The following is a 19,664-nucleotide window of genomic DNA, read 5'->3' on the forward strand; positions in this document are numbered from 1 at the left end:
CGCCTTCTCCTTCGTCTATCCCCATGTCGAGGCCGGCTGGCGCGCCGCAGGCGCCGAGATCGTCCCCTTTTCGCCGCTCGCCGACGAGGCGCCGCCACAGGATGCCGATGCCTGCTGGCTGCCCGGCGGCTATCCGGAGCTGCATGCCGGCCGGCTGGCGGCGGCGGCGCGCTTTCGAGGCGGCATGCTCGCTTTCGCGGCCACGCGGCCTGTCCATGGCGAATGCGGCGGCTACATGGTGCTCGGCCGGGCGATCGAGGCCGCCGACGGCGTGCGCCACGCGATGCTGGGTCTCCTGCCGGTGGCGACGAGCTTCGCCAAGCGCCGCATGTCGCTCGGCTACCGGGTGGTGACCACCCTCGCCGACAGCGTCCTCGGCCCGGCGGGCGCCCGGCTCACCGGCCATGAATTCCACTATGCGACGATCCTCGAACAGGACACCGAAGGTGCCCTCGGCGCGGCCGTCGATGCCGAGGGCACCGCGCTCGGGGCGGTCGGCCATGTCAGAGGCCGGGTGTCCGGATCGTTCTTCCACGCGATCGAGCGCCGCGCGGAGTGAGCCGGTGGTGGATCAGGCCGGCTGCGTCGCGCGCCAGGCCGCCATCAGCCGGCCGGCTTCCGCGGCAAAGCTGTCCTCGAGGACTTGCGACTGCAGGACCCGGTCGACCCTGAAATGGCGGAGAGCGATGCGCAATTCGCACCAGGCGGCGATCAGGGTCACGTCGACATAGTAGATCGTGGCGATCGGGCAGATGATCCGGGACGTATCCTCGCCCTGCTCGTCCCGGTAGGTGATACGGATCTTGCGGCATGACCTGACGGCGTTGCGCACGTCATGAAGATCGATGCCTTCGGGGCGCACCGCGGTGCCGTCGGAAACCTGGAAACGCGGCGAAGCGAGCTGCGCGCGCAGTTCGCCGGGCACGGTCTCGCGCAATTTGTCGAGAACACTCATCGCCGCATCCTGCAGCTTGCGGTCGCGGATACGCTGGACGAGATGGGCGCCAACCATGATGGCCTCGACCTCCTCGGCCGAGAACATCAGCGGCGGCAGGTCGTAGCCTTTACGCAGGACATAGCCGACACCCGGCTCGCCTTCGATCGGAATACGCCGGGCCTGCAGGGTCGCGATATCGCGATAGATGGTGCGCTGCGCCACCTCCAGCTTCTCCGCCAGCGCGGCGGCCGTCAGTGGCCGCCGGCTTCCGCGCAGCGTCTGGATGATGTCGAACAGGCGGTCGGCGCGGCGCAGCGGCGGGGTCCCCTCGATGATCCTGACCCAACGGTGTCAGCAGCTTGCGAGTAGACGTGGCGCCGCACAAGTGGGGATGCGCGATGTCTTCCAGCAATGAGACATGGCTCGGCACGCTGATGATCGTCGGCTCGGCCGCCGCCTATAGCCTCGCCGGCTATTTTACCCGTCTGATCGAGCTCGATGTCTGGACCATCCTTTTCTGGCGGGGACTGTTCGGCGGCCTTCTCGTCGGCCTTTTCGCGGTCCTTTCCGAAGCGCGCGGTGCCGTCGCCTCGGTGCGGGCCATGGGCGTGCCAGGCCTCTGGGTGATGGGTCTGTCGACCTTCGCCACGGTCTGCTTCGTCGGTGCGCTGCGGCTTGCTCCGGTCGCCGACGTAATCACCATCCAGGCGGCAGCGCCGCTCCTGACGGCTTTTTTCGGGCTGATTCTCGGCGGCGAACGCGAGGGCTGGACGACATGGGCGGCCAGCGTCGCAGCACTCGCCGGCGTGACGATCGTCCTGAATCCGTCAGGAGCGCCGACTCACGGCGCGGGCCACATCCTGGCCGTCGCCATGACATTGTCGTACGCCGCGATGATGGTGATCATTCGCCGCAACCGGCATGCGTCGATGCTGCCGGCTGCATACCTGTCGGCCCTTCTTTGCGTGCTCGTCGCATGGCCGCTGGGCGAACCGGCTGCCGTCACGTCCACCGACCTGATCCTTCTCGCGCTGTTCGGCACCGTTCAATTCGGGCTAGGTCTGCTGCTCCTGACGCTCGGCGCCCGTCTCGTCTCGTCGATGCGCGCCGCGCTGATCGGCATCCTGGAAAATCCGCTGGCGCCCCTGTGGGTCTGGCTGGCCTTCGGGGAGCGGCCCACAGCGGCAGCCTGGCTCGGCGGCGGCATCATCACCGCCGCTGTCCTGGCTGATGCGGCCGTGACTATGCGGCGGTGCCGCCAAGTCGGGACGACCGTCGCCTGGCGATCCTCCGCGCCTCCACCCCGCGTGCGCTGGCGGCTGTCCGAGGTGCGGCGCGTGATGCCGACGGCGGAGGACATCGACTCGCCGGGCCGCCAATGAGCGCTGGATCGGCGACGGGCGAGCCATCTGCCGCGGGCCGGACATTCCGGCCGTCAGACATGCCGGCCGGCGGCCGGCCGTGCGACCTTGATGCCGTCGACCGTGACCGTCTCGAAGGCGACCTGAAATACCTGGCGCAGCACATCGGTCTCGACCAGTTCGGCGGTCGGCATGTCAGCCGCGATCCGGCCGTGGTCGACCACCACGATGCGGTCGAACCAGGTCGTGGCGAGCTCGATCTCGTGCAGTGCGACGATGACGAGCTTCGACCGGCCGCGCGCGGCGAAACTGCGGACGAGGTCGATGCGGTGGCGGATGTCGAGGCTGGCGCCCGGCTCGTCGGCGATCAGCACCGGCGGATCGGTGACCGTGACCGCCGCCAGCAGCGCGCGGGCGCGTTCTCCGCCCGAGAGGCCGGACCAGCGCCGGTCGGCAAGTTCGGCGAGCTCGCCGGCATCGAGCGCACGATCGACGGCCATGGCATCGCTCCCAGGCACGCGCGCCGCGCCCATGTCCAGCAGCATGCGCGGCGTGATCTCCCAATGGGGCGTGAAGTTCTGCGGCACATAGCCGAGCGCGGCGGCTCGTTCGCGCCCGGACAGCGTCGGCAGCGGCCGGCCGCCGATCGTCACCGTGCCGGCATGATCGGGCTCGAGCCCGGCAAGGATCTTGAGCAGGGTCGACTTGCCCGCGCCGTTCGGCCCGACCACGGCGACCGCGCCGCTCGGGCCGGCCTCGAAATCCATGCCGTCGACGATCGCCCGGCCGCCGCGGATCAGCCTCAGCCCCCTGCCCGCAATGCCGGTCATGACTTCAGCCGCCGGGCGAGGAGGACGAGGAAGAACGGCCCGCCGGCAATGGCGGTGACCAGGCCGAGCGGGATTTCCGCGGGGGGCAGCGCCGATCGCGCAATGGCGTCGGCGAGGACGACGATGATCGCCCCGGCCAGACTGGAGGCGAGGATCAGCGGCCGATGCCGCGGCCCGACCAGCCAGCGCGCGATATGCGGCGCGGCCAGGCCCACGAAGGCGACGGGCCCGCCATAGGCAACGGCAATCGCGACGACCACCGCGCCGACCAGCACGCAGAGCGTGATGAACCGCCTGATGTCCAGGCCGAAGCCATGGGCCATTGCTTCGCCCAGCCCGAGAAGATCGAGGCCCGCGGCGACCCGCAGCGCAAGCGCAATCGCGCCGGCGAGCAGCGCGACGAGCAGGACGAGACCCTGCCAGGAGGGCGTCTGGATGCCGCCGAGCACCCAGCTCATGACGACCTGGAGGTTCACCGTCTCGTCCGACAGCGCGAGCATCAGGAATGATCTGACGGCACCGAGCACGGCCGCGATCGCGACGCCGGCCAGCAGCAGCCCGGCGGCATCGATGACGCCGGCGACGCGCGCGACGGCCAGAACCAGCACGGTCGCCCCCCAGGCGCCGGCGAAGGCGAGCAACGGCAGCGACAGCGCCTGGGGCACGCCGAGCGGCACCAGCAGCGCGATGGTCGCGCCGACGGCCGCGCCACCGGCCGAGCCGAGCAGGTAGGGTTCGGCCAGGGGATTGCGGAACAGCCCCTGGAACAGGCAGCCGCCGAGGCCGAGCAGCGCCCCGACCGCGGCCGCGGCCAGGACCCGCGGCAGGCGCCAGTCGAGGATCAGCCGGCTGTCCAGCGAGCCGTCGCCGCCGAGAGCGCTGAGGATCGCCATGGGCGAGGCCCAGTCATGGCCGGCCGCAAGCCCGATGAGGATGGCCGCGGCGAGCAGGATGCCGAGCGTCGGCCAGACCCGGCTCATGGCCCGGCACCCGGATGCAGCAGCGTGGCGAGCTTTTCCACCCCGTCGACCACGCGCGGCCCGGGGATGAGGAATTCGGCGCGCGGGACGGCGAAGACGCGCTTCTCGGCGAGCGCCCTGAGGCTCGCCCAGCCGCGTCGGGCGAAAAGCTCGTGCATGTCGGCCGCGGAGCCGGCGAACAGCACGATGTCGGGATCGGCGCGCAGCAGGGCCTCCGGCGCGACCTGGGCCAGCATCTGGGGCCGGTCGAAGGCCAGCGCGCCGCCCGCCGCGACCATCGCATCGGCCGTGTAGCTGCCCGGCCGGGCGACCAGCAGCAGGCCCGAGGCGACCTGCCCGGTGATCATCACGACGCGCGGCCGCGACCGTCCGGCAATGCGGTCGGCGACGGCGGCGAGCCGCCGTTCGAGCCCCGCGGCCACCGCCTCCCCGCGCGCCGGCATGCCGGTGGCCGCGGCGACCAGGCGGATGTTGGAGAGCACTTCCGGGATCGTCCGGTGGGTGAGCACGGCAATGGGAATGCCGAGCCGTTCCATGGGATCGACGAGCTGATGCACGGCCTGGCGCGCGGGCGTGACCACCACGAGGTCGGGCCTCTGCCGGACCACCCGGTCGACCGAGAAGCCGAGACGGCCACCAACGACGGGCCGGTCCAGCACCTCGGACGGAAAGCGCGTGAAGCTCTCGATACCGACGATGCGATCGGCCAGGCCGACGGCCGCGACGAGCTCGGTGTTGGAGGCGAAGATGGTGACGAGGCGCTCGGGCGGGCGCGGCAGAGCGACCTGCCGGCCGAGCGCGTCGACGATCGCGGGCGGCTCCGCGCCGAGCGCCGCGCTCACGCCGAACGCCAGGACGAGGCAGGCCGCGATCGCCCGCATCGGTTCAGAACCTCGCCTGCAGGCCGACGACGAATTCGCGGCCGGGCATGGAATTGCCGAGGTTGCCGATGCCACCGGTATTGCCGAGGTCGGACCGGCCGATGAACGGCTGCCGGTCGAGGGCGAGGAAGATCGGGTGCTGGTTGACGTTGAAGATGTTGTTGACGGCAAGGTACGCAGTCATGCCCTGACGGATCTCGCCCTCGAGCCGGGCGTTCCAGACCCAGAACGGCGGCTTGCGGTGTATATATTCACGGTTCGGCTCGCCCTGCGGGATGATGAGGTTCTCTTCCGTATTGTACCACATCGGCCCGCGCAGGATGCCGATGACCGAGAACGTCCAGGGAATGGCGACGCCGGCGCGCTGGCCGACGCGCGTGCCGATGGACGCCTGGTACTGGTACATGCGCTCGACCTTGTCGGTATTGGCGCTGGCCGGCGCGCCCGCATCGCGCATGTGGAAATTGTAGGCGCCGTTGCCGAAGGCCGACCAGTGCCAGCCGTTGGCGCGGACCTGGAAGGCGGTGAGGAGGTCGACAGCCGCCTGCAGCTCGACGCCGCGCACGGTGACGTCGCCGGGATTGTTGACATAGTCCGACGTGGTCGTGGAGCCCGGCCGCAGGCGCGTGACGATGCGGTTGGCGATGACGTTCTGGAACAGCGCGGCATCGAGGCTCCAGCCGTTGATGGCGAGCGTCGCGCCGACCTCGATCTGACGGCTGGTTTCCGGCCGGATATTGGGATTGCCGAAGATCTGGCTGCCGCTGAGCACCGTGTAGTTGCCCGCAAGCTCGGTGGCGGTCGGCGCGCGGAAGCCGGTCGAGAGGCCGGCGCGGAAGCTCAGATGGTCGGTCGCCCGCACCGTGCCGCCGACCGTATAGGTGGTGGCGTGATAGGGCCGGCTGCCGGTTGCCTGGTTGGCGAGGTTCGGCGTCGGGTCGAACGCTGTGCTGCCGCGGGTGTGGCGGATGCCGGCCCGCAGGATGAGCCGCTCGTCGAACAGCCGCTGGCTGTTCTCGGCATAGAAGCCCATCACCGAGTCGGTCTGGTTGTAGTCGAGCGGTGCGACCTGCGGCGTGCGCGGCCCGAGCGCCATCGTCTCGAGATAGCGGTCGGAGCGCAGCCAGCTGCGTTCGGCGTCGAAGCCGAGCAGCAGCTCGTTGCCGGCCCAGAGGTTGAACACCGGCTGGAAGCGCAGGCCCATAATGTCGAGGGCGCGGCGGTTGTTGTCGATGCGCGTGCCCGGCTGCGGCCGGCCGGTGGTGGCGTTGCGCTGGATCGGCGCGGCCCAGCGGAAGATGTCGCGGTCGCCGACGAGATAGCCGTGCAGCGTCCAGCGCAGCGCTTCCGTCGCCTTGCCGGTATAGACGAGGTCGAGCGAGGAATTGGTGCGCTCGTCCCGGTTGATCGTGTTCCAGGCCGAGCCGCGGAAGCCGGCATTGTAGATGCCGTCGGTGCGGATGGTGAGATCGATCCGGTTGACGTCGTCGATCTGGCGCCCGACGGTGCCGGTCGCGCCGAAGCGTTCGTACTGGGTATTGGCCATCAGGCCGCCGCCGGCGCCCGAATGGTAGCTGTCGCGCCGGCCGCCGGCGATGCCGATGTAATAGTCGGTGCCGCGGATTTCGCCGCCGGCGCTCGCCCGGCCCTGCAGCAATCCCCAGGATCCGCCCTGCACGTCCACGACGTTGCCCGTCGCGGTGCGGCCGTTCTTCAGGATGATGTTGATGACGCCGCCCATCGCCTGGCTGCCATAGATGACGGAGGCGGGCCCGCGGACGATCTCGATGCGGTCGACATCGGCCGGCGACAGCTTGGAGATATTGGCGGTGCCGGCGCGGCGGCCGTTGACCAGGACCAGGACCTGGCTGCGGAAGTCGCGGCCCTGCCCCTCCGTCGAGGCGCCGCGGATGTTGAGCGCGGTCTGCGCCGCCGTCCATTCGGAAAAGAAGCCGACCGCATTCTCGGCCAGAAGATCGGTCACCGAGCGCGCGGTGGACCGCGTGATGCGCTCGCCCTCGATCACCTGGACCGTGCCGGTGATGCGGCTGCGCGGCTCCGGCCGGCCCGTGGAGGTGACGACAATCTCGTCGAGCAGAGTGGGCGCGGCCGGCGCTTCCTGGGATGCGGCCGGTGCGACGCTGGCTGCGAGGGCCAGGACGAAGGCGGAAACAGCCGGCGCTGCGACGCGCGGCAGGACTAAGGACATGGATCGGCTCCTCCGGCCCACCGCCGGTACGGGTTGCATGCGATCCTCGGCCGGTCTCCTGGCTCGCGGGTGACGCGCCGCTTCCCCTTCCCGGCCGGTCGTGGCCAGTGGTGTGTCGAAGAGCGCTATCCGCTTACAGTTGCGGGGGCAGCCGCGGCATTGCGCCTGCTGGAGGGCGCGCACCGCATTCCCGTTTCACTTCCCGTCAGGGAAGCACCGAGGACGTCCACTACGAAACACAAATCGCCCGCTGCCGCAATCCGGCCCTATTCCCTTTCGCACAGATTGCGGGACACGGACGGCAGTGGTGCCGCGCCGGGCGCGCGGCGGGCAGCGCGCGCTCCTGGCTTCAGGCATCGCCCGGCGCCTGCCACCACGTCGTCCTGGCGGCAAGATCGGGCCGCTTGCGCTCGCCCGGCGGTTCCTTGGCCGTGCCGATATGGACGATGCCGGCGATCCTTTCGCCGGCATCGAGGCCGAGCAGGGCCTGCGCGCCCGGACTGTAGGCGGCCCAGCCGGTCAGCCAGGTGCCGTCGAAACCGAGGGCGTGAACGGCGTGCAGGAGGTTCATGCACACTGCGCCGGCCGAGAGCTCCTGCTCCCAGGCGGGAATGCGGGCCTCGGCATCGGTGCGGCTCACCACGATCACCACGGTCGGCGCATAGGTGAAGACGCGCGACATGATGCCGGCAAATTTCGCCCGCTTCTCGGGGTCCATGGCCTGGTTCTCGGCCTCGTAGAGACGGGCAAGGCCGGCGCCGGCGGCAAACCGCGCCTCGCCTTCGAGCACGACGAAGCGCCAGGGCTCCAGCATGCCGTGGTCGGGGCTCCGCACGGCGATGGCGAGCGCACGCTTCAGTTCCGCGGCATCGGGGCCCGGTGCCGCCAACGTCGTCATGCCGACGGAGCGCCGCGCTTCGAGCAGGGCCAGCAGGGTCTCCGCCGCAGGCCTGCGGCGTGAAGCTGCGGGCACGTCCGGCCGTGTCGTTGGGCTGTCCATGGCGGCTGTCCTGCTTTCCAGTCGGGGCCGGCCGAGGGTCAGGCCCGGCCGAGCGTTGGCATGGTCATGAGGCTGCTCGGCTGCAGCGCCGGCACCAGGGCGGCCAGCGCGGCCTGCAACGCCTCGATGTCGGCCGATGTATCCGGCTTCCAGCCGCACGGGCAAGGGTTGTCGCAGCAATGGGCGTCGGCGACCTCCTGGTAGACCGAGCCGACGGCCATGGCCGCCAGCTCCAGCACCTTCATCGGCGGCAGGTCGGTGTTGCGGAGCGCCTGGCAGAAGGCTGCCATGACGGTCTGGTGGAAATCGGCGCGGGCGCGGTCGGTCCGCTCCTGCGCCTGAGGTTCGAGCGGCATGATCTGCCTTTCCTGATGGCTCGCGGCGGCGGCGGCCGTCGATCGGCGCCCGCCGTCGGGGCTGAAGGCCGGCACGGGCGCGCAAGAGCCATAGGCGCGAAAGGGGATTGGTTCAAGTTATTGTTTTTACAAATGAAATAGAACAATTCGAAACTGCCGCGGCAGGCTGGCCGCGGCATTGTCCGGGTTCGGAGCCCGCCGCTGGGCGAAAGGCTCCGTTGGGGCGTTCAATAACGCGCCGTCGCGAGGTCGGGCGTCTCGTCCCGCTGCCGGCCGGCCACGGCTGCTGCGACCCCGGCGATGAAGGCGCCGATCAGCAGGGCCAGGGCGCTGGCGAGAGCGAAAGCCGCGCCCGCCTTCCTCGCGGCATCGGCAGCCTCGCGGGCCTTGGTCTTCGCCTCCTCGATGCGCACGAGCAGGGCATCGATGCGGGCATTGGCCTCCTGCTCCGACAGGCCGGTATTGGCAGCGATCAGCCGGGCCAGATAGGCCTTGTCATCGGTGCCGAGCGATCCCGCAACCGCGCTCTGCGCGAGAATGCGCGTGATCTCGGCGGTGGCCTTGGCCCGGCCGTCCGGCTGGCCGGCGAGGCTCGACGGGTCGTTCGGCCGCAGGAGATTGTCGACGTAATAGGCGACGGCGCCGGAATTGCCGGCCATGTCGGCGGCCGCCGAGGTCGCGCCCGACGCGGCGGCTGCCGTCGCGCGGGCGCCGCCGCCCGCGACGGTCGTCAGACCCGCCCCGACCGTGCCGACCATGAGCAGGGTTGCCAGTGCCCAGGCCATGAAGCCATGGACGGTATCGCGGAAGAACACTTCGTCCGACCGCAGGCCGACCCATTCGGTGCGCAGCCGGCCTGCGAGATAGCCGCCGACGGCGGAGGACAACCACTGGATGACGACCAGCCCGACGGCGGTCGAGGCGGCGAAGGTGGTCAGTCCCGCGCCCTGGCCGGGCCACGGCGACACGATGGTCAGGCCGAGGCCCGAGCCGACCAGCATGAGGATGACGGTGATGGTCGCCGCGGCGAGCGCGCCCGCGATGATCGCGCCCCAGCTGACGGCGGACTGTGACGATTCCGCCGGGACCACCTGACCGGCGGCAAAGGGTCGTTCCATTGTCGCCTCCTACCTGAAGAACAGCAGGATCAGAATGATGACGGGAATTGGCACGCCAAGAAGCCAGAGCAGTATTCCGCGACCCATGTTGCACTCCTGTATTCTGACGAAAGAGTAAGCGCGGCGGAGCCGGATTGGTTCCTGCCCCGTCTTTATTTGGCATTGCCGGGTCTATGCGGCCCGCGTGACGGCCTCGCCGCGCAGTAGGCCTTTGAACAGGTCTTCGTAGGCCGCGGTCATGATCCCGGTGGAGAACCGCTGTTCGAACGCACGGCGGATCGCCGCGCGGTCCAGCCGCCCGAGCTCTGCGACGGCGGCCACGGCCTCGTCCTCGCTGCTCACGACATATCCGGTGACGCCGTCTTCGATGATCTCGGCCACCGAGCCGTTTCGCCAGGCGATGACCGGCGTTCCGCAGCCCAGGGCCTCGATCATCACGAGGCCGAACGGCTCCGGCCAGTCGATCGGGAACAGCAGGGCGGCAGCGCCGCCGAGAAATGCCGACTTGTCGGCATCGCCGATCTCGCCGATGAACGCGACATTCGCATGCGCTGCGATCAACGGCGCGATGATCTCGTCCCAATAGGCCTGATCGGCCGGATCGATCTTGGCGGCGATCTTCAGCGGCATCCCTGTCCGCGCGGCGACCGTGATGGCCCTGTCCGGCCGCTTCTCGGGGGAGATCCGGCCCAGAAACGCCAGGTAGTCGCCGGCGCCGGGCGAGAGCCGGAAAAGGTCCGCCGGCACGCCGTGGTGGACGGTGCGCAGCCAGTTCGCATCGGGGAGGAACCGGCGCTGCGCGTCGGAAATCGACACCAGTGGATACTCGGCCCAGCGCGCATAGGCCTCGGCCAGATCGGTCAGGTCGAGCCGGCCATGAAGCGTCGTCACGGTCCGGCCGGCGCGGGCTTCGAAAAACGGGAAATGCACAAGGTCGATATGGAAATGGAGGATGTCGAATGCGTCGGCCTGCCTGCGCACCTCGTCGAGCATCGACAGATGCGCGGCATAGCCGGATTTCAAGGGCCGCGGATCGAAACGCAGCGCCCGCTCGCGTACCGGCACGAGCCTTGCGGTGGTCTGCGTGTCGGCGGAGGCGAAGAGCGTGACCTCGTGCCCCCGCGCCACCAGGCCCTCGGTCAGATAGGAGACGATGCGTTCCGTCCCGCCGTAGAGGCGTGGGGGGACAGCCTCGTGGAGCGGGGCGATCTGAGCAATTCTCATGAACCTGCCTTCGGTCGTTGGGTGGACGGGCGGGCCGCCGGGGCCGGATGGGCTCTCGCCTCAGGTGTCGGCCGCCACGCCGAGCGACGGCACGTCGATGACGAGGGCGGAGGCCGCGCCTGTCGTCGTGGTCATGGTGGCGGCGAGCTGGACGAGGGCGGATTGCAGCATGAGCCGCCCGAAGCCGCCGTCGGCGGCGCTGTCGAGGCCCGCGGCGAGCCCGGTACCGTCGGCTTGGACGGTCAGCCGGCAGCCCTCCCCCGTCCGCTCCAGCCCGACGCGCACCTCGCCGCGGCCAGCCGGCGGGTAGGCATGCTGGAACGCGCTGGCCGCGAGCTCGCAGACCAGCAGTCCGAATTTCATCGCGACCATGGGGGACGCCTGGATCGGCACGGGATCGACGGCGACGGCGATATTGCTGACGTTGTCCGGCTTGTTGACGGCCAGCGCGGCGCTCAGCCCGCGCAGGAACAGGCCGAGATCGATATGCTCCGCGTCACGGCACTTTTCGACCTGCTCGTGCAGGGCTGCGATGGCGAGGAGGCGCTGACGGGCATCGTCAAGGACGCGACTGGCGGAAGCATCGGCGATCCGCCGAGCCTGCAGCGCCAGCATGCTGGCGACCAGCTGCAGGGAACTTTTCATGCGATGATCGGATCTGTGCGGCGCGCTGGCGGGGTCTTTGTCGGGCCCGGCCGGCGGCCCGAACGGCGGGTGGGGAAGCTGGTCGGCATATCCCGGCGTCAGCCGGGGAATCGGAAACGGCGCTGACGACCTGCGGCCGGTCGGCCCTTCCGCCGACTGTGGGTGACGGTTCTTGCCAGGGGGCGCCTGCGCCCCGACGGTTCGCGGCGTGACGACATCTGCAACCATCTGCGTCCTTCTCCCGTATGATCGACAGGCGCAAAAAGGGGCCGCAAAGGCGCCCTGTCCGGGAAGATTAGGTCTTCGGCACGGCCGGAAACAGAAACAGCTGCATCATTGCAGGGTGATGCAGCGGCACCAGGTGCGCGATGGAAACGCTCCTGCGTACCGTCGTTTCGGCGCCTGCCGCCCGCACGTGGACACGCGGCGCCGGACCACGGGCGCGCGGTGCCGCGGGGCTGTTCGGGACGCGGCGGAGGATCGCGCCGCGCGCTCTATTTGCGGCGTGCCGCCGGCGTCCGGCCGGTCGCGCCGGTGAAGCCGCGCTCGCGCGCCCAGACGACGGCGGCGGCACGGCTATGGACGTCGGCCTTGCTGTAGATCCGCGCGACGTGATTGCGCACCGTGTTGCGGGTGAGCTTCAGCCGCTTGACGATGTCCGCATCGCTCAGGCCCTGGCACATGAGGCCGAGCACTTCGAGTTCGCGCGCAGTCAGGCCGGACAGTTCGGTGGGGTGCCCGTTAGCCCGGCCCGGCTGCCGGAGATTGGCAAGCTTCTCGATGACCGAGCGGCTGAACCAGGAGGTGTCCTGCATCACTGCCTCGATGGCGGCGATCAGTTCGACTTCGGTTCGCCGGCGTTCGGTGATGTCCTGGATCACCGTCAGGACGCATTCCTCGCCGTGGATGATCACGGTGTCCGCGGAAACGAGGCAATCCAGGATCTCCTCGTGTTTGGTCCGGAACTGCAGCTCCATGTTGCGGAAGCGGCCGCTCTTCTCGATCTCCTTTTCGATCTGCCGGCGGGCGGCGCCGGAGATCCAGATCGGCAGGTCGGCGCCGGATTTGCCGATCACGTCCGCCTCGGCGAAACCGAAGGCGGCGACGAAGGCGTCGTTGACATCGAGCAGGCGGAGGTCCTTGCGCGTCGACAGCGCGGTCGGCACCGGAGCGAGCCGAAACGACAGCGCGAAGCGCTCCTCGCTGTGCCGCAGCGCGTCCTCGGCGCGCTTGCGCCCCTCCATGTCGATGAAGGTGAAGAGCATGCAGGCTTCCTCGCCAACCTCGATCGGCTGGCCGGCGACGATGACGCTTTTCGAGAGGCCGTCGAGCAGCGGCAGCGTCGCCTCCGTCTGCGCGATGGTGCGCCCTTCGCGCAAGGCGGTGATCGCCACGTCTTTCGCCGCGGCATTGCCGAGCACGTCGATCTCATAGGCGGAGCGGCCGATGAGGTCCTCGCGGGCATAGCCGGTCATTTCCAGGAAGCCGTGATTGACCTTGACGTAGCGCAGGTCGGAGAGCCGGCAGATGATCGCCGGGGCCGGATTGGCGCTGAAGGTGCGCTCGAACCGCTCCTCTGCGGTGTAGCGCTCGGTCATGTCCTCGATCACGAGGACGTGGGATTCGGGGGCGCCCGTCCGATCGGCGAGCGAAAAGCCGCGGAGCTGGTGAATGCTGCGCCAGGAATCATCCTTGGTCCTGGCCGAGACCCGGGTCACCTCCACGGTCACCTCCCGGAACGTGTCGCCGGCCAGCAGGCGGTCGATCGGATACTGATCCGCGGTGAGCACGTGATGGTTGCGGTATTTCAGCCGGAAGCGCCGGCGGTAGTCTGCGGCCGTGGTGCCGAGCTCGGCCAGCGTGCCGACGTCGTGCAGCGCCAGAGCCCGCTCGTTGGCCCAGACGATGCCGTCGACGGGGTCGATCAGGACGATGCCTTCGTTCAGCCCGGCGATGATGTCGTACAAGTGGCGGCGGTCCACCTCATGCCGCAGGACGGCCTGCTCCGGCCCCTTGTCGCTCATCGCCATCCTCCACGCGTGCCGGCGGGCCTCGCGGAAGCCGCCGTCGTGGAGGCAGACTAGTCGCCAGGGACCGCTTTAAAAAGAATGCCCGGCGGAGGCCTGCCGTGAGCCGCAGGCGGCGAGCGGCGCATCGGAGGGCGGCCGCCCGCTGCCCCGGGTGCCCGCTACTTCTTCAGCGCGTCGCGCGCGGCATCCTTGGCGCCGCCGATGGCGTTCTGGACCTTGCCCGCGGCCTTCTCGGCCTTGCCCTCGGCTTCGGTCTTGGCATCGCCCGTGACCTTGCCGACCGCCTCCTTGATGGTGCCCTTGACCTGTCTGGCGACGCCTTCGATCCGATCCTTATCCATGATGGTTCTCCTTGGATGAGTGCCGTGTCCCGGCGCCACGGGCGCCTGGTCCCCCGGCGGGACGCGGGACATTGAAGGGCCTCGCGCAAGGCGGGCGAAAGGCGCTGCTGGGCCATGCCGGCTGATGCAATTGCGTCAACGCGCGGCGCTGGACGGCGCAGATCGGGCGCGGCCGGCTGGCCGGCGAGCGCCTCGAGACCCGGCGCGAAGCGAAGGCCCTGCCCCGTTCACCTCACGCATCGGCGGCGGCTGGAGGCGATGGCACGGCGACGCCCGACCGCCGCACGCCGACAGTTCGACGCCGGCCGGACAGAGGGCCGGCACCGGCGGCTTGCCATGGCGCGCGTCATCGGGCAGGAAGGCGCCACGGAGAGATGGCCGAGTGGTTTAAGGCAGCGGTCTTGAAAACCGCCGTGGGTGCAAGCCCACCGTGAGTTCGAATCTCACTCTCTCCGCCACTTCGGCACAAAACCGGAAACGCCGATTCCCGCCGTCGCCCTGCCCACGCAGCCGGTCTCGCCCTGCCGCGCCGTGATCGAGCAGGCATGATAGCGGCAGCGCCCGCTCTTGCCGGTGCGGATGGTCATGGCGCCGTCGCAGTGGCCGCAGAAGAAATGCCGGCGCGTAGCGCCGGGCTGGTGCCGACGCCGGTGGCGTCCCCCGCCGCTATCCACATCGAGAGCGTCCGTGCCATGCTCAGCAGACGCCGGATGGCAGGATTGTCGCTATGCAGCCGTCATATCGCGCCGAAAGCCAATTGCCGCTTTCAATGGCTGACCCGTCCTTGAAACTCAGGAATGTAGGCGCGAAGGCGCCAGGTCAGGGCTGGATGTTTTCCAGGTCCGCCAGGAGGCCGGGGTGCTTCGGCTCCCAGTTCAACATCTGCCGCGTATAGGCGCTCGACGAAGGCTGGTCGGTGGCGAAGATCGGGCCGAGGGAACCATAGGTCTCGCTAGGAACGGATTCGACCGGGAGCCCCAACCGTCGGCCGATAACCGTTGCTATGTCACGAACCCTGTCTCCCTCGTCGGCAACGGCGTGCCAAGAGGTGCCGGCTTCCGCCTGCTCCAGGGCGAGCCGGAAGAGCACAGCAGCGTCAAGTGCGTGCACGGCCGGCCAGCGCTGCTTGCCGTCGCCGGGGTAGCCAGACTTACCCGTCCTGCGTGCGATGTTGGTCAGGAGGCCGGCAAATCCGCCCGTTCCGTTGTTGTGGACCGTGCGGGGCAGACGCACCGCCGTGCTTCGAATGCCGCGCAAGGCAAGGTTCAGGATCGCTGTCACCGTGCGGGCACGGCCGCCGACGGGGCCATCGGTCTGCAAGGGGTCCGCCTCGGTGGAGAGGCGGCCGGGCGCACGAGGCGTGCCCGAAACGACGACGAGCGGCCGGTCTGTATCGAGGAGGGCCTCGCCGATCGTCGTAAGGGCTGCCGCCTCCTCGGCGATCGCCCCGGCCAGCGCTTCGGGGCTGCTGAAGTCATTCGCGAATGCCAGGTGGATCACCCCGTCCGTCTCGGCGGCGCCAGCGCGGATGACGTCCAGGTCGCGGAGCGTTCCCCGCAGCGGCTCGACGCCTGCCGCCTCGATCGTCTGCTCAGAAGCGCGGGAACGCACGAGCGCGAGGACCGTGTGGCCATGACCGATCAGTTCGGCAACAACAGCGGATCCGATCAGGCCGGTACCCCCGGTGACGAAAACACGCATGACAGCGCTCCCCCTTAATGTCAGTCTATGACATATAGAGGTAGTGACAGTTACTGACAATACCCATATGGAGAAGGAATGCCACGCAGCGGAGAAGATGCCCGCCGACGCCTTCGGCACGCAGCCCTGGAGTTGTTTGCCGAGCACGGTTTTGATCACGTCACCGCTGCCCAGATCGCGGAGCGGGCGGGCGTGACGGAGCGCACGTTCTTCCGTCACTTTCCTGACAAACGGGAGGTTCTGTTCGATGGCCAGGACCGCCTCGGCGCGGCACTGTCGGAGGCGATCGGCAAGGCCCCGCCAGACCTTGCCCCGATGCAGGCGCTGCGCTGGGCCTTCTCGTCCGCCGTGGAGACGTTCGAGAAGAGCCGCCAATACGCCGAGCCGCGCCAGCGTGTGATTGCGGCCACCCCTGCATTGCAGGAACGCGAACTGACAAAGCATGTGGCCATCGCCCGGGTCGTGGCAGAGGCATTGCAGCGTCGTGGTGTCGAAAAGCAGCGGTCCGATCTGGCGGCCCAAACAGGACTTGCAATTCTGGGTGGCGCGCTCACCGCGTGGTTCGCGGATTCCTCCCTGGGACTGGGCGACTATCTCGATCGGGGCTTCGCAGAACTGTACCAGCTCTCGCAGCCGATCGGCGTTTCGTGAGATATGGCTGCCTGGCGGCGGCGATCTCTACCATTGGCATGATTGTAAGCGGTCACTCCGCTTGCAACCAGCCTTTGCTGCCGTCACAGGTTTTCGCCGTAGAACACCGCAAGCCGCGCCATGGCCTGATCGACGCAATCCGGCTTGTCATAGAGATCGTAGTGCGTCGCTCCCGGCACGACAAAGATGTCCTTCTTCTCGGATCGCGCCTTGTCGAACAGCTCGAATCCGTCGCGATAGGACCCGAACAAGCCCGTCTGGCCGCCGCCGATGATCACCTGCAACGGCTGGGTCAGTAGCCGATCGGCGAGATGGAAGGCGTCCCAGTTGAATGCCGCGCCGGTGCTGACGACATTCAGCTTGTTCGGCGACCCCGGCTTCTGGCCGCGCGACGTGGTGTAGTAGTCCACGGCCTCCACGACATCGACGTCCTTGATGCCGGCCGCGTCCAGTTCGGCCTGCGAGCGCGGTATGTAGGTGGTGATCGCGGCGCCGGCGCCGCGCGCTTCCGCCGTCCGCTGTCGGCTGATGCCCTCCATCGCCTTGATCGCGGCATCGGCCGAGAGGTCGCCTTCACGCGCAAGCCGGCCGTAGTTCGCACCGACGATGGTGCCCACCGCCTTGAAGCGGCGCTCCGTCATCGCCGCGTTGACGGCGTATCCGCCGCCGCCGCAGATGCCCAGCACGCCGATGCGGTTCTCGTCGACGCAACCGAGCGTCACGAGATAGTCGACGGCGCATCGAAAGTCCTCCACGCGGGTCGCCGGGTCTTCCAGGTATTGGCCAAGGCCCCCGCTCGCTCCTTGCGTGGAGGCGTCGAAGGCGAGCGCCAGATAGCCCAGTCCGGCGAGCCTGCCGGCATAGATCGCCGCCGTCTGTTCCTTGCAACTGCTGATCGGGTGGGCGACGACGACGGCGGGATACTTGTTCGTCTCATCGAAGTCCGGCGGGAGGTGCAGGTTCGCGGCAACGTCCCAGGTCTTGTGCTTGAAGGTCACGGCTTTCATCGGTTCGCTCCTTTTCTCGGTCTTGAGGCCGCTCGCCCGTGCAGGGCCTCCTTGCAGTTCAAGGTAGCGTCGCCCTTCATTTCAGATTAGCCGTGGTAAAGTGGATGCCGCCATTAGCTGGGCTTATGAATGATCAGTGAGAATCTGCGCGATCTCAACGCCTTCGTCATGGTGTCGCAGGAGGGCAGCTTCACGCGTGCGGCGGCGCGGCTCGGCGTATCGCAATCCGCGCTCAGTCAGACCGTCCGCAGCCTCGAAGAGCGCGTGGGCATCCGCCTGCTCAACCGCACCACGCGCAACGTGTCGCCGACCGAAGCGGGCGAACGCCTGCTGTCATCGGTCCTGCCTGCGCTCGAGGAGATCGACCGGGGGTTCTCCCAGCTCGGCGCACTGCGCGATCGTCCCGCCGGGACCGTCCGCATTTCGGCCGACGAGTACGCCATACAGAGCGTGCTGTGGCCGGCGTTGGAACGGTTCCTTCGGGAGTTTCCCGAAATCAGCGTCGAACTCACGACCGACTACGGCCGCACGGACATCGTGCGCGAACGCCATGACGCGGGCGTGCGCCGGGGCAAGCTGGTATCGAAGGACATGATCGCCATGCGGATCGGACCCGATGTGCCCATGGCCGTGGTCGCCACGGCGTCATGCTTCGCAGAGCGCAGAAGACCGAGCGAGCCGAAGGAGCTGGCCGACCATCCCTGCATCAACCTGCGCCTGCCGACCCATGGCGCGTTGTTCGAGTGGACATTCAGCAGGGGCGGAAAGGACCTGCATGTCAGCACCCAGGGACGCCTCGTCTTCACCAGCGTCCATGAGGTGCGGCAGGCCTGCCTTGCCGGATTCGGGCTGGCCTATCTGCCACGCGACTATGTCGCCCGACACCTCGAGAGCGGCCAGGTCGTCGAAGTGCTGGCCGCTTGGCGCAAGACCTTCGAGGGGTATCACCTCTACTACCCCAGCCGCAGGCAACATCCGCCGGCGCTGGCTGCCTTGATCGAGGCATTGCGCTACCGGGAGACGTGAGGGAGGCGTCGTTGCCCGCCGCCCTTCGCACGGCGCGGTAATGCATCGCGAACCCGGGTCGCGCATCAGATGCAGCACGGCGGCGCCGGCGGAGGGCGTGGCAGGGACGGCGCGGGGCGGACATCCGGTCCGCCGACAAAAGCCGGCTCCTGCAGGCATGCTTCCCGGTGCGAAGCATTCGGCCGGAGGCCGAGCCTATCCGGCCTGCCGGACACGATCGCGTCCCTCCCTCTTGGCCTGATAGAGCGCGCGATCGGCCCGATCGATCAACGCCAGCAGGCCTTCGTGCTCGCGCGCGGCCGCGATCCCGAAGCTTGCGGTGGGGCTGAACTCACCCGAGACGATGTCGGCCGCCGCCGTCTTGAACGAGGCCCGGACCGTCTCGGCCAAATGATGCGCGGTGGCGCCCTGCCCGGGCGGCAGCAACACGGCGAACTCCTCCCCGCCCAGCCGGGCGATGATCGCCTCGCGAGGCGCCTTGTCCTTCAGTATTTCGGAAAAGGCCCGGATGACCCGGTCGCCGCAGGTATGTCCGAAACGATCATTGATCGACTTGAAGTGATCGAGGTCGCTCAGGATCATCGTTGCCCGGGCGCCCGCGGTTTGCCGGGCGAGCGCATCGCGCGCCCGTATTTCAAAGCCGCGGCGATTGAGCAGTCCCGACAGCACGTCGGTCTGCGCCTCCGACCTGATGCCGTCCATCACGTCGACGGCGATGATCGCGAAAATTGCCACCGCCAGTGTCGAGCATATGAGGGCGTCGGAGATCGAAACGATCAGCCAATAGGCGCCTTCGATCTGATCGACCGCAATACCGGGGAGCTGGAAAACCAGCGGCCGAACGAGGAACCCGGTGCAGGCAATGGCGACGAGCCCGAAAAGCAGATGCTCGACCGGGGTGCGGCGAGGACGCTTCGCCACGTCGAGCAACATCAGAACGCAGACGGCAGCGAGCCCCAGATTGATGATGGCGGCGCGTGCCTGCAGGCTTGGTTGCACGAACTGGTAGACATAGAGACCGGCCAGCGAGGTCACGCCGATGGCGGACAAGACACCGTACCGGGGCCGCTGTCCGCGCCGGCTGGACAGGGCAGCGGACGATGTCATCGTGGCCAGCAGGACGAGCGCGTTGGACAGCTGCCGCAGGACAGGTTCCTTCTGAGCAAAGGCAAAGTAGAGAAGGCCGAAGCACAGAATTCTGATCGCGTAGGAAAGCGCGAAGATCGCAACATAGGTGAGATGCCGTTGCTGGCGCCACAATGCAAGCAATGATATGCAAAATATCGCGGACATTGCGGGATTCAGCAGGCCGACGACGCCCTCGTAGCTCATGTCTGCACGATTATGCTTTTCTGCCTGTGACGCCC

Annotated in this window: 19 protein-coding genes, 1 tRNA gene, 1 pseudogene and 1 riboswitch; of the genes and pseudogenes, 5 read left to right on the plus strand and 16 right to left on the minus strand. The window is 68.5% G+C overall.

The genetic code is table 11. The annotated features are described in order from the left end of the window. Window positions 1-559: pseudogene (locus OZ671_RS27220) on the plus strand (cobyrinate a,c-diamide synthase); the annotation flags it as partial. Between the two features lie 12 nt (window positions 560-571). Here the strand turns inward: OZ671_RS27220 and OZ671_RS27225 are convergent. Then, entirely contained in the window at window positions 572-1,273 is a 702-nt protein-coding gene (locus tag OZ671_RS27225) for a helix-turn-helix transcriptional regulator (RefSeq protein WP_328286404.1), read from the minus strand. 62 nt (window positions 1,274-1,335) lie between these two features. On the opposite strand from OZ671_RS27225, the gene OZ671_RS27230 reads away from it, so the two are divergent. Further along, window positions 1,336-2,319 carry a DMT family transporter gene (locus OZ671_RS27230; protein WP_268863622.1) on the plus strand — a complete coding sequence of 328 codons (984 nt, stop codon included), beginning with the start codon at window positions 1,336-1,338 and terminating at the stop codon, window positions 2,317-2,319. A gap of 53 nt (window positions 2,320-2,372) precedes the next feature. Here OZ671_RS27230 and OZ671_RS27235 read toward each other — a convergent pair whose 3' ends face one another. From OZ671_RS27235 to OZ671_RS27285, 11 genes are all read right to left on the minus strand, one after another. After that, entirely contained in the window at window positions 2,373-3,128 is a 756-nt protein-coding gene (locus OZ671_RS27235; RefSeq protein ID WP_268863623.1) for an ABC transporter ATP-binding protein, read from the minus strand. Beyond that, entirely contained in the window at window positions 3,125-4,108 is a 984-nt protein-coding gene (locus OZ671_RS27240; protein WP_268863624.1) for a FecCD family ABC transporter permease, read from the minus strand. The genes OZ671_RS27235 and OZ671_RS27240 overlap by 4 nt, the downstream gene beginning before the upstream one ends. Further along, the gene (locus OZ671_RS27245) at window positions 4,105-4,989 is read right to left on the minus strand and encodes an ABC transporter substrate-binding protein (protein WP_268863625.1); all 885 of its coding nucleotides are present in this window, start codon (window positions 4,987-4,989) and stop codon (window positions 4,105-4,107) included. Before OZ671_RS27245 ends, OZ671_RS27240 begins: the two co-directional genes overlap by 4 nt. Window positions 4,990-4,993: 4 nt before the next feature. Next, complete coding sequence (locus tag OZ671_RS27250; RefSeq protein WP_268863626.1) at window positions 4,994-7,198, minus strand: TonB-dependent receptor; 2,205 nt, start codon at window positions 7,196-7,198, stop codon at window positions 4,994-4,996. Between the two features lie 31 nt (window positions 7,199-7,229). Beyond that, a riboswitch (cobalamin riboswitch) is annotated at window positions 7,230-7,434 on the minus strand. A 113-nt stretch (window positions 7,435-7,547) separates the two neighbouring features. Next, window positions 7,548-8,198 (minus strand): nitroreductase family protein, encoded by a 651-nt coding sequence (locus OZ671_RS27255; protein ID WP_268863627.1) that lies wholly within the window; start codon window positions 8,196-8,198, stop codon window positions 7,548-7,550. A 38-nt stretch (window positions 8,199-8,236) separates the two neighbouring features. Further along, complete coding sequence (locus OZ671_RS27260; protein ID WP_268863628.1) at window positions 8,237-8,554, minus strand: hypothetical protein; 318 nt, start codon at window positions 8,552-8,554, stop codon at window positions 8,237-8,239. 227 nt (window positions 8,555-8,781) lie between these two features. Beyond that, on the minus strand, window positions 8,782-9,672 hold the full coding sequence (locus OZ671_RS27265; RefSeq protein WP_268863629.1) for a hypothetical protein: 891 nt from the start codon (window positions 9,670-9,672) through the stop codon (window positions 8,782-8,784). A 171-nt stretch (window positions 9,673-9,843) separates the two neighbouring features. After that, the gene (locus OZ671_RS27270; RefSeq protein ID WP_268863630.1) at window positions 9,844-10,896 is read right to left on the minus strand and encodes a glycosyltransferase family 4 protein; all 1,053 of its coding nucleotides are present in this window, start codon (window positions 10,894-10,896) and stop codon (window positions 9,844-9,846) included. Window positions 10,897-10,956: 60 nt separating this feature from the next. After that, on the minus strand, window positions 10,957-11,541 hold the full coding sequence (locus OZ671_RS27275) for a sensor histidine kinase (protein ID WP_268863631.1): 585 nt from the start codon (window positions 11,539-11,541) through the stop codon (window positions 10,957-10,959). Between the two features lie 494 nt (window positions 11,542-12,035). Continuing rightward, on the minus strand, window positions 12,036-13,565 hold the full coding sequence (locus OZ671_RS27280; RefSeq protein ID WP_268863632.1) for a helix-turn-helix transcriptional regulator: 1,530 nt from the start codon (window positions 13,563-13,565) through the stop codon (window positions 12,036-12,038). Window positions 13,566-13,729: 164 nt separating this feature from the next. Beyond that, a complete protein-coding gene (locus OZ671_RS27285) occupies window positions 13,730-13,912 on the minus strand; it encodes a CsbD family protein (protein ID WP_268863633.1) in 183 nt (60 codons plus the stop codon). A gap of 368 nt (window positions 13,913-14,280) precedes the next feature. On the opposite strand from OZ671_RS27285, the gene OZ671_RS27290 reads away from it, so the two are divergent. Continuing rightward, window positions 14,281-14,370: transfer RNA gene (locus OZ671_RS27290), tRNA-Ser, on the plus strand. Here the strand turns inward: OZ671_RS27290 and OZ671_RS27295 are convergent. Next, window positions 14,356-14,499, minus strand: coding sequence for a hypothetical protein (locus OZ671_RS27295; protein ID WP_268863634.1), 144 nt, complete (start codon window positions 14,497-14,499; stop codon window positions 14,356-14,358). The two genes, OZ671_RS27290 and OZ671_RS27295, sit on opposite strands and share 15 nt — an antisense overlap. A gap of 232 nt (window positions 14,500-14,731) precedes the next feature. After that, a complete protein-coding gene (locus OZ671_RS27300) occupies window positions 14,732-15,613 on the minus strand; it encodes an SDR family oxidoreductase (RefSeq protein ID WP_268863635.1) in 882 nt (293 codons plus the stop codon). A gap of 78 nt (window positions 15,614-15,691) precedes the next feature. On the opposite strand from OZ671_RS27300, the gene OZ671_RS27305 reads away from it, so the two are divergent. Next, the gene (locus OZ671_RS27305; RefSeq protein WP_268863636.1) at window positions 15,692-16,264 is read left to right on the plus strand and encodes a TetR family transcriptional regulator; all 573 of its coding nucleotides are present in this window, start codon (window positions 15,692-15,694) and stop codon (window positions 16,262-16,264) included. A gap of 83 nt (window positions 16,265-16,347) precedes the next feature. Here the strand turns inward: OZ671_RS27305 and OZ671_RS27310 are convergent, their stop codons facing one another. Beyond that, a complete protein-coding gene (locus OZ671_RS27310; protein WP_268863637.1) occupies window positions 16,348-17,271 on the minus strand; it encodes an alpha/beta hydrolase in 924 nt (307 codons plus the stop codon). A gap of 129 nt (window positions 17,272-17,400) precedes the next feature. On the opposite strand from OZ671_RS27310, the gene OZ671_RS27315 reads away from it, so the two are divergent. Next, window positions 17,401-18,297 carry a LysR family transcriptional regulator gene (locus OZ671_RS27315; RefSeq protein WP_268863638.1) on the plus strand — a complete coding sequence of 299 codons (897 nt, stop codon included), beginning with the start codon at window positions 17,401-17,403 and terminating at the stop codon, window positions 18,295-18,297. Between the two features lie 195 nt (window positions 18,298-18,492). On the opposite strand, the gene OZ671_RS27320 is transcribed toward OZ671_RS27315, so the two are convergent. After that, the gene (locus OZ671_RS27320) at window positions 18,493-19,629 is read right to left on the minus strand and encodes a GGDEF domain-containing protein (RefSeq protein WP_268863639.1); all 1,137 of its coding nucleotides are present in this window, start codon (window positions 19,627-19,629) and stop codon (window positions 18,493-18,495) included. Window positions 19,630-19,664: the final 35 nt, after the last annotated feature.

The sequence above is a fragment of the Phreatobacter sp. AB_2022a genome (assembly GCF_026847585.1).
Classification (GTDB): Bacteria; Pseudomonadota; Alphaproteobacteria; order Rhizobiales; family Phreatobacteraceae; genus Phreatobacter.

Bases quoted from the DNA above. Each gene is read 5' to 3' on its own strand.
- OZ671_RS27245 (WP_268863625.1), bottom strand. From the start codon at position 4,989: ATGCGGGCGATCGCGGCCTGCCTCGTCCTGGCGTTCGGCGTGAGCGCG.
- OZ671_RS27310 (WP_268863637.1), bottom strand. From the start codon at position 17,271: ATGAAAGCCGTGACCTTCAAGCACAAGACCTGGGACGTTGCCGCGAAC.
- OZ671_RS27275 (WP_268863631.1), bottom strand. From the start codon at position 11,541: ATGAAAAGTTCCCTGCAGCTGGTCGCCAGCATGCTGGCGCTGCAGGCT.
- OZ671_RS27250 (WP_268863626.1), bottom strand. From the start codon at position 7,198: ATGTCCTTAGTCCTGCCGCGCGTCGCAGCGCCGGCTGTTTCCGCCTTC.
- OZ671_RS27230 (WP_268863622.1), top strand. From the start codon at position 1,336: ATGTCTTCCAGCAATGAGACATGGCTCGGCACGCTGATGATCGTCGGC.
- OZ671_RS27295 (WP_268863634.1), bottom strand. From the start codon at position 14,499: ATGACCATCCGCACCGGCAAGAGCGGGCGCTGCCGCTATCATGCCTGC.
- OZ671_RS27255 (WP_268863627.1), bottom strand. From the start codon at position 8,198: ATGGACAGCCCAACGACACGGCCGGACGTGCCCGCAGCTTCACGCCGC.
- OZ671_RS27240 (WP_268863624.1), bottom strand. From the start codon at position 4,108: ATGAGCCGGGTCTGGCCGACGCTCGGCATCCTGCTCGCCGCGGCCATC.
- OZ671_RS27285 (WP_268863633.1), bottom strand. From the start codon at position 13,912: ATGGATAAGGATCGGATCGAAGGCGTCGCCAGACAGGTCAAGGGCACC.
- OZ671_RS27260 (WP_268863628.1), bottom strand. From the start codon at position 8,554: ATGCCGCTCGAACCTCAGGCGCAGGAGCGGACCGACCGCGCCCGCGCC.
- OZ671_RS27265 (WP_268863629.1), bottom strand. From the start codon at position 9,672: ATGGAACGACCCTTTGCCGCCGGTCAGGTGGTCCCGGCGGAATCGTCA.
- OZ671_RS27315 (WP_268863638.1), top strand. From the start codon at position 17,401: ATGATCAGTGAGAATCTGCGCGATCTCAACGCCTTCGTCATGGTGTCG.
- OZ671_RS27320 (WP_268863639.1), bottom strand. From the start codon at position 19,629: ATGAGCTACGAGGGCGTCGTCGGCCTGCTGAATCCCGCAATGTCCGCG.
- OZ671_RS27270 (WP_268863630.1), bottom strand. From the start codon at position 10,896: ATGAGAATTGCTCAGATCGCCCCGCTCCACGAGGCTGTCCCCCCACGC.
- OZ671_RS27300 (WP_268863635.1), bottom strand. From the start codon at position 15,613: ATGCGTGTTTTCGTCACCGGGGGTACCGGCCTGATCGGATCCGCTGTT.
- OZ671_RS27235 (WP_268863623.1), bottom strand. From the start codon at position 3,128: ATGACCGGCATTGCGGGCAGGGGGCTGAGGCTGATCCGCGGCGGCCGG.
- OZ671_RS27280 (WP_268863632.1), bottom strand. From the start codon at position 13,565: ATGAGCGACAAGGGGCCGGAGCAGGCCGTCCTGCGGCATGAGGTGGAC.
- OZ671_RS27305 (WP_268863636.1), top strand. From the start codon at position 15,692: ATGCCACGCAGCGGAGAAGATGCCCGCCGACGCCTTCGGCACGCAGCC.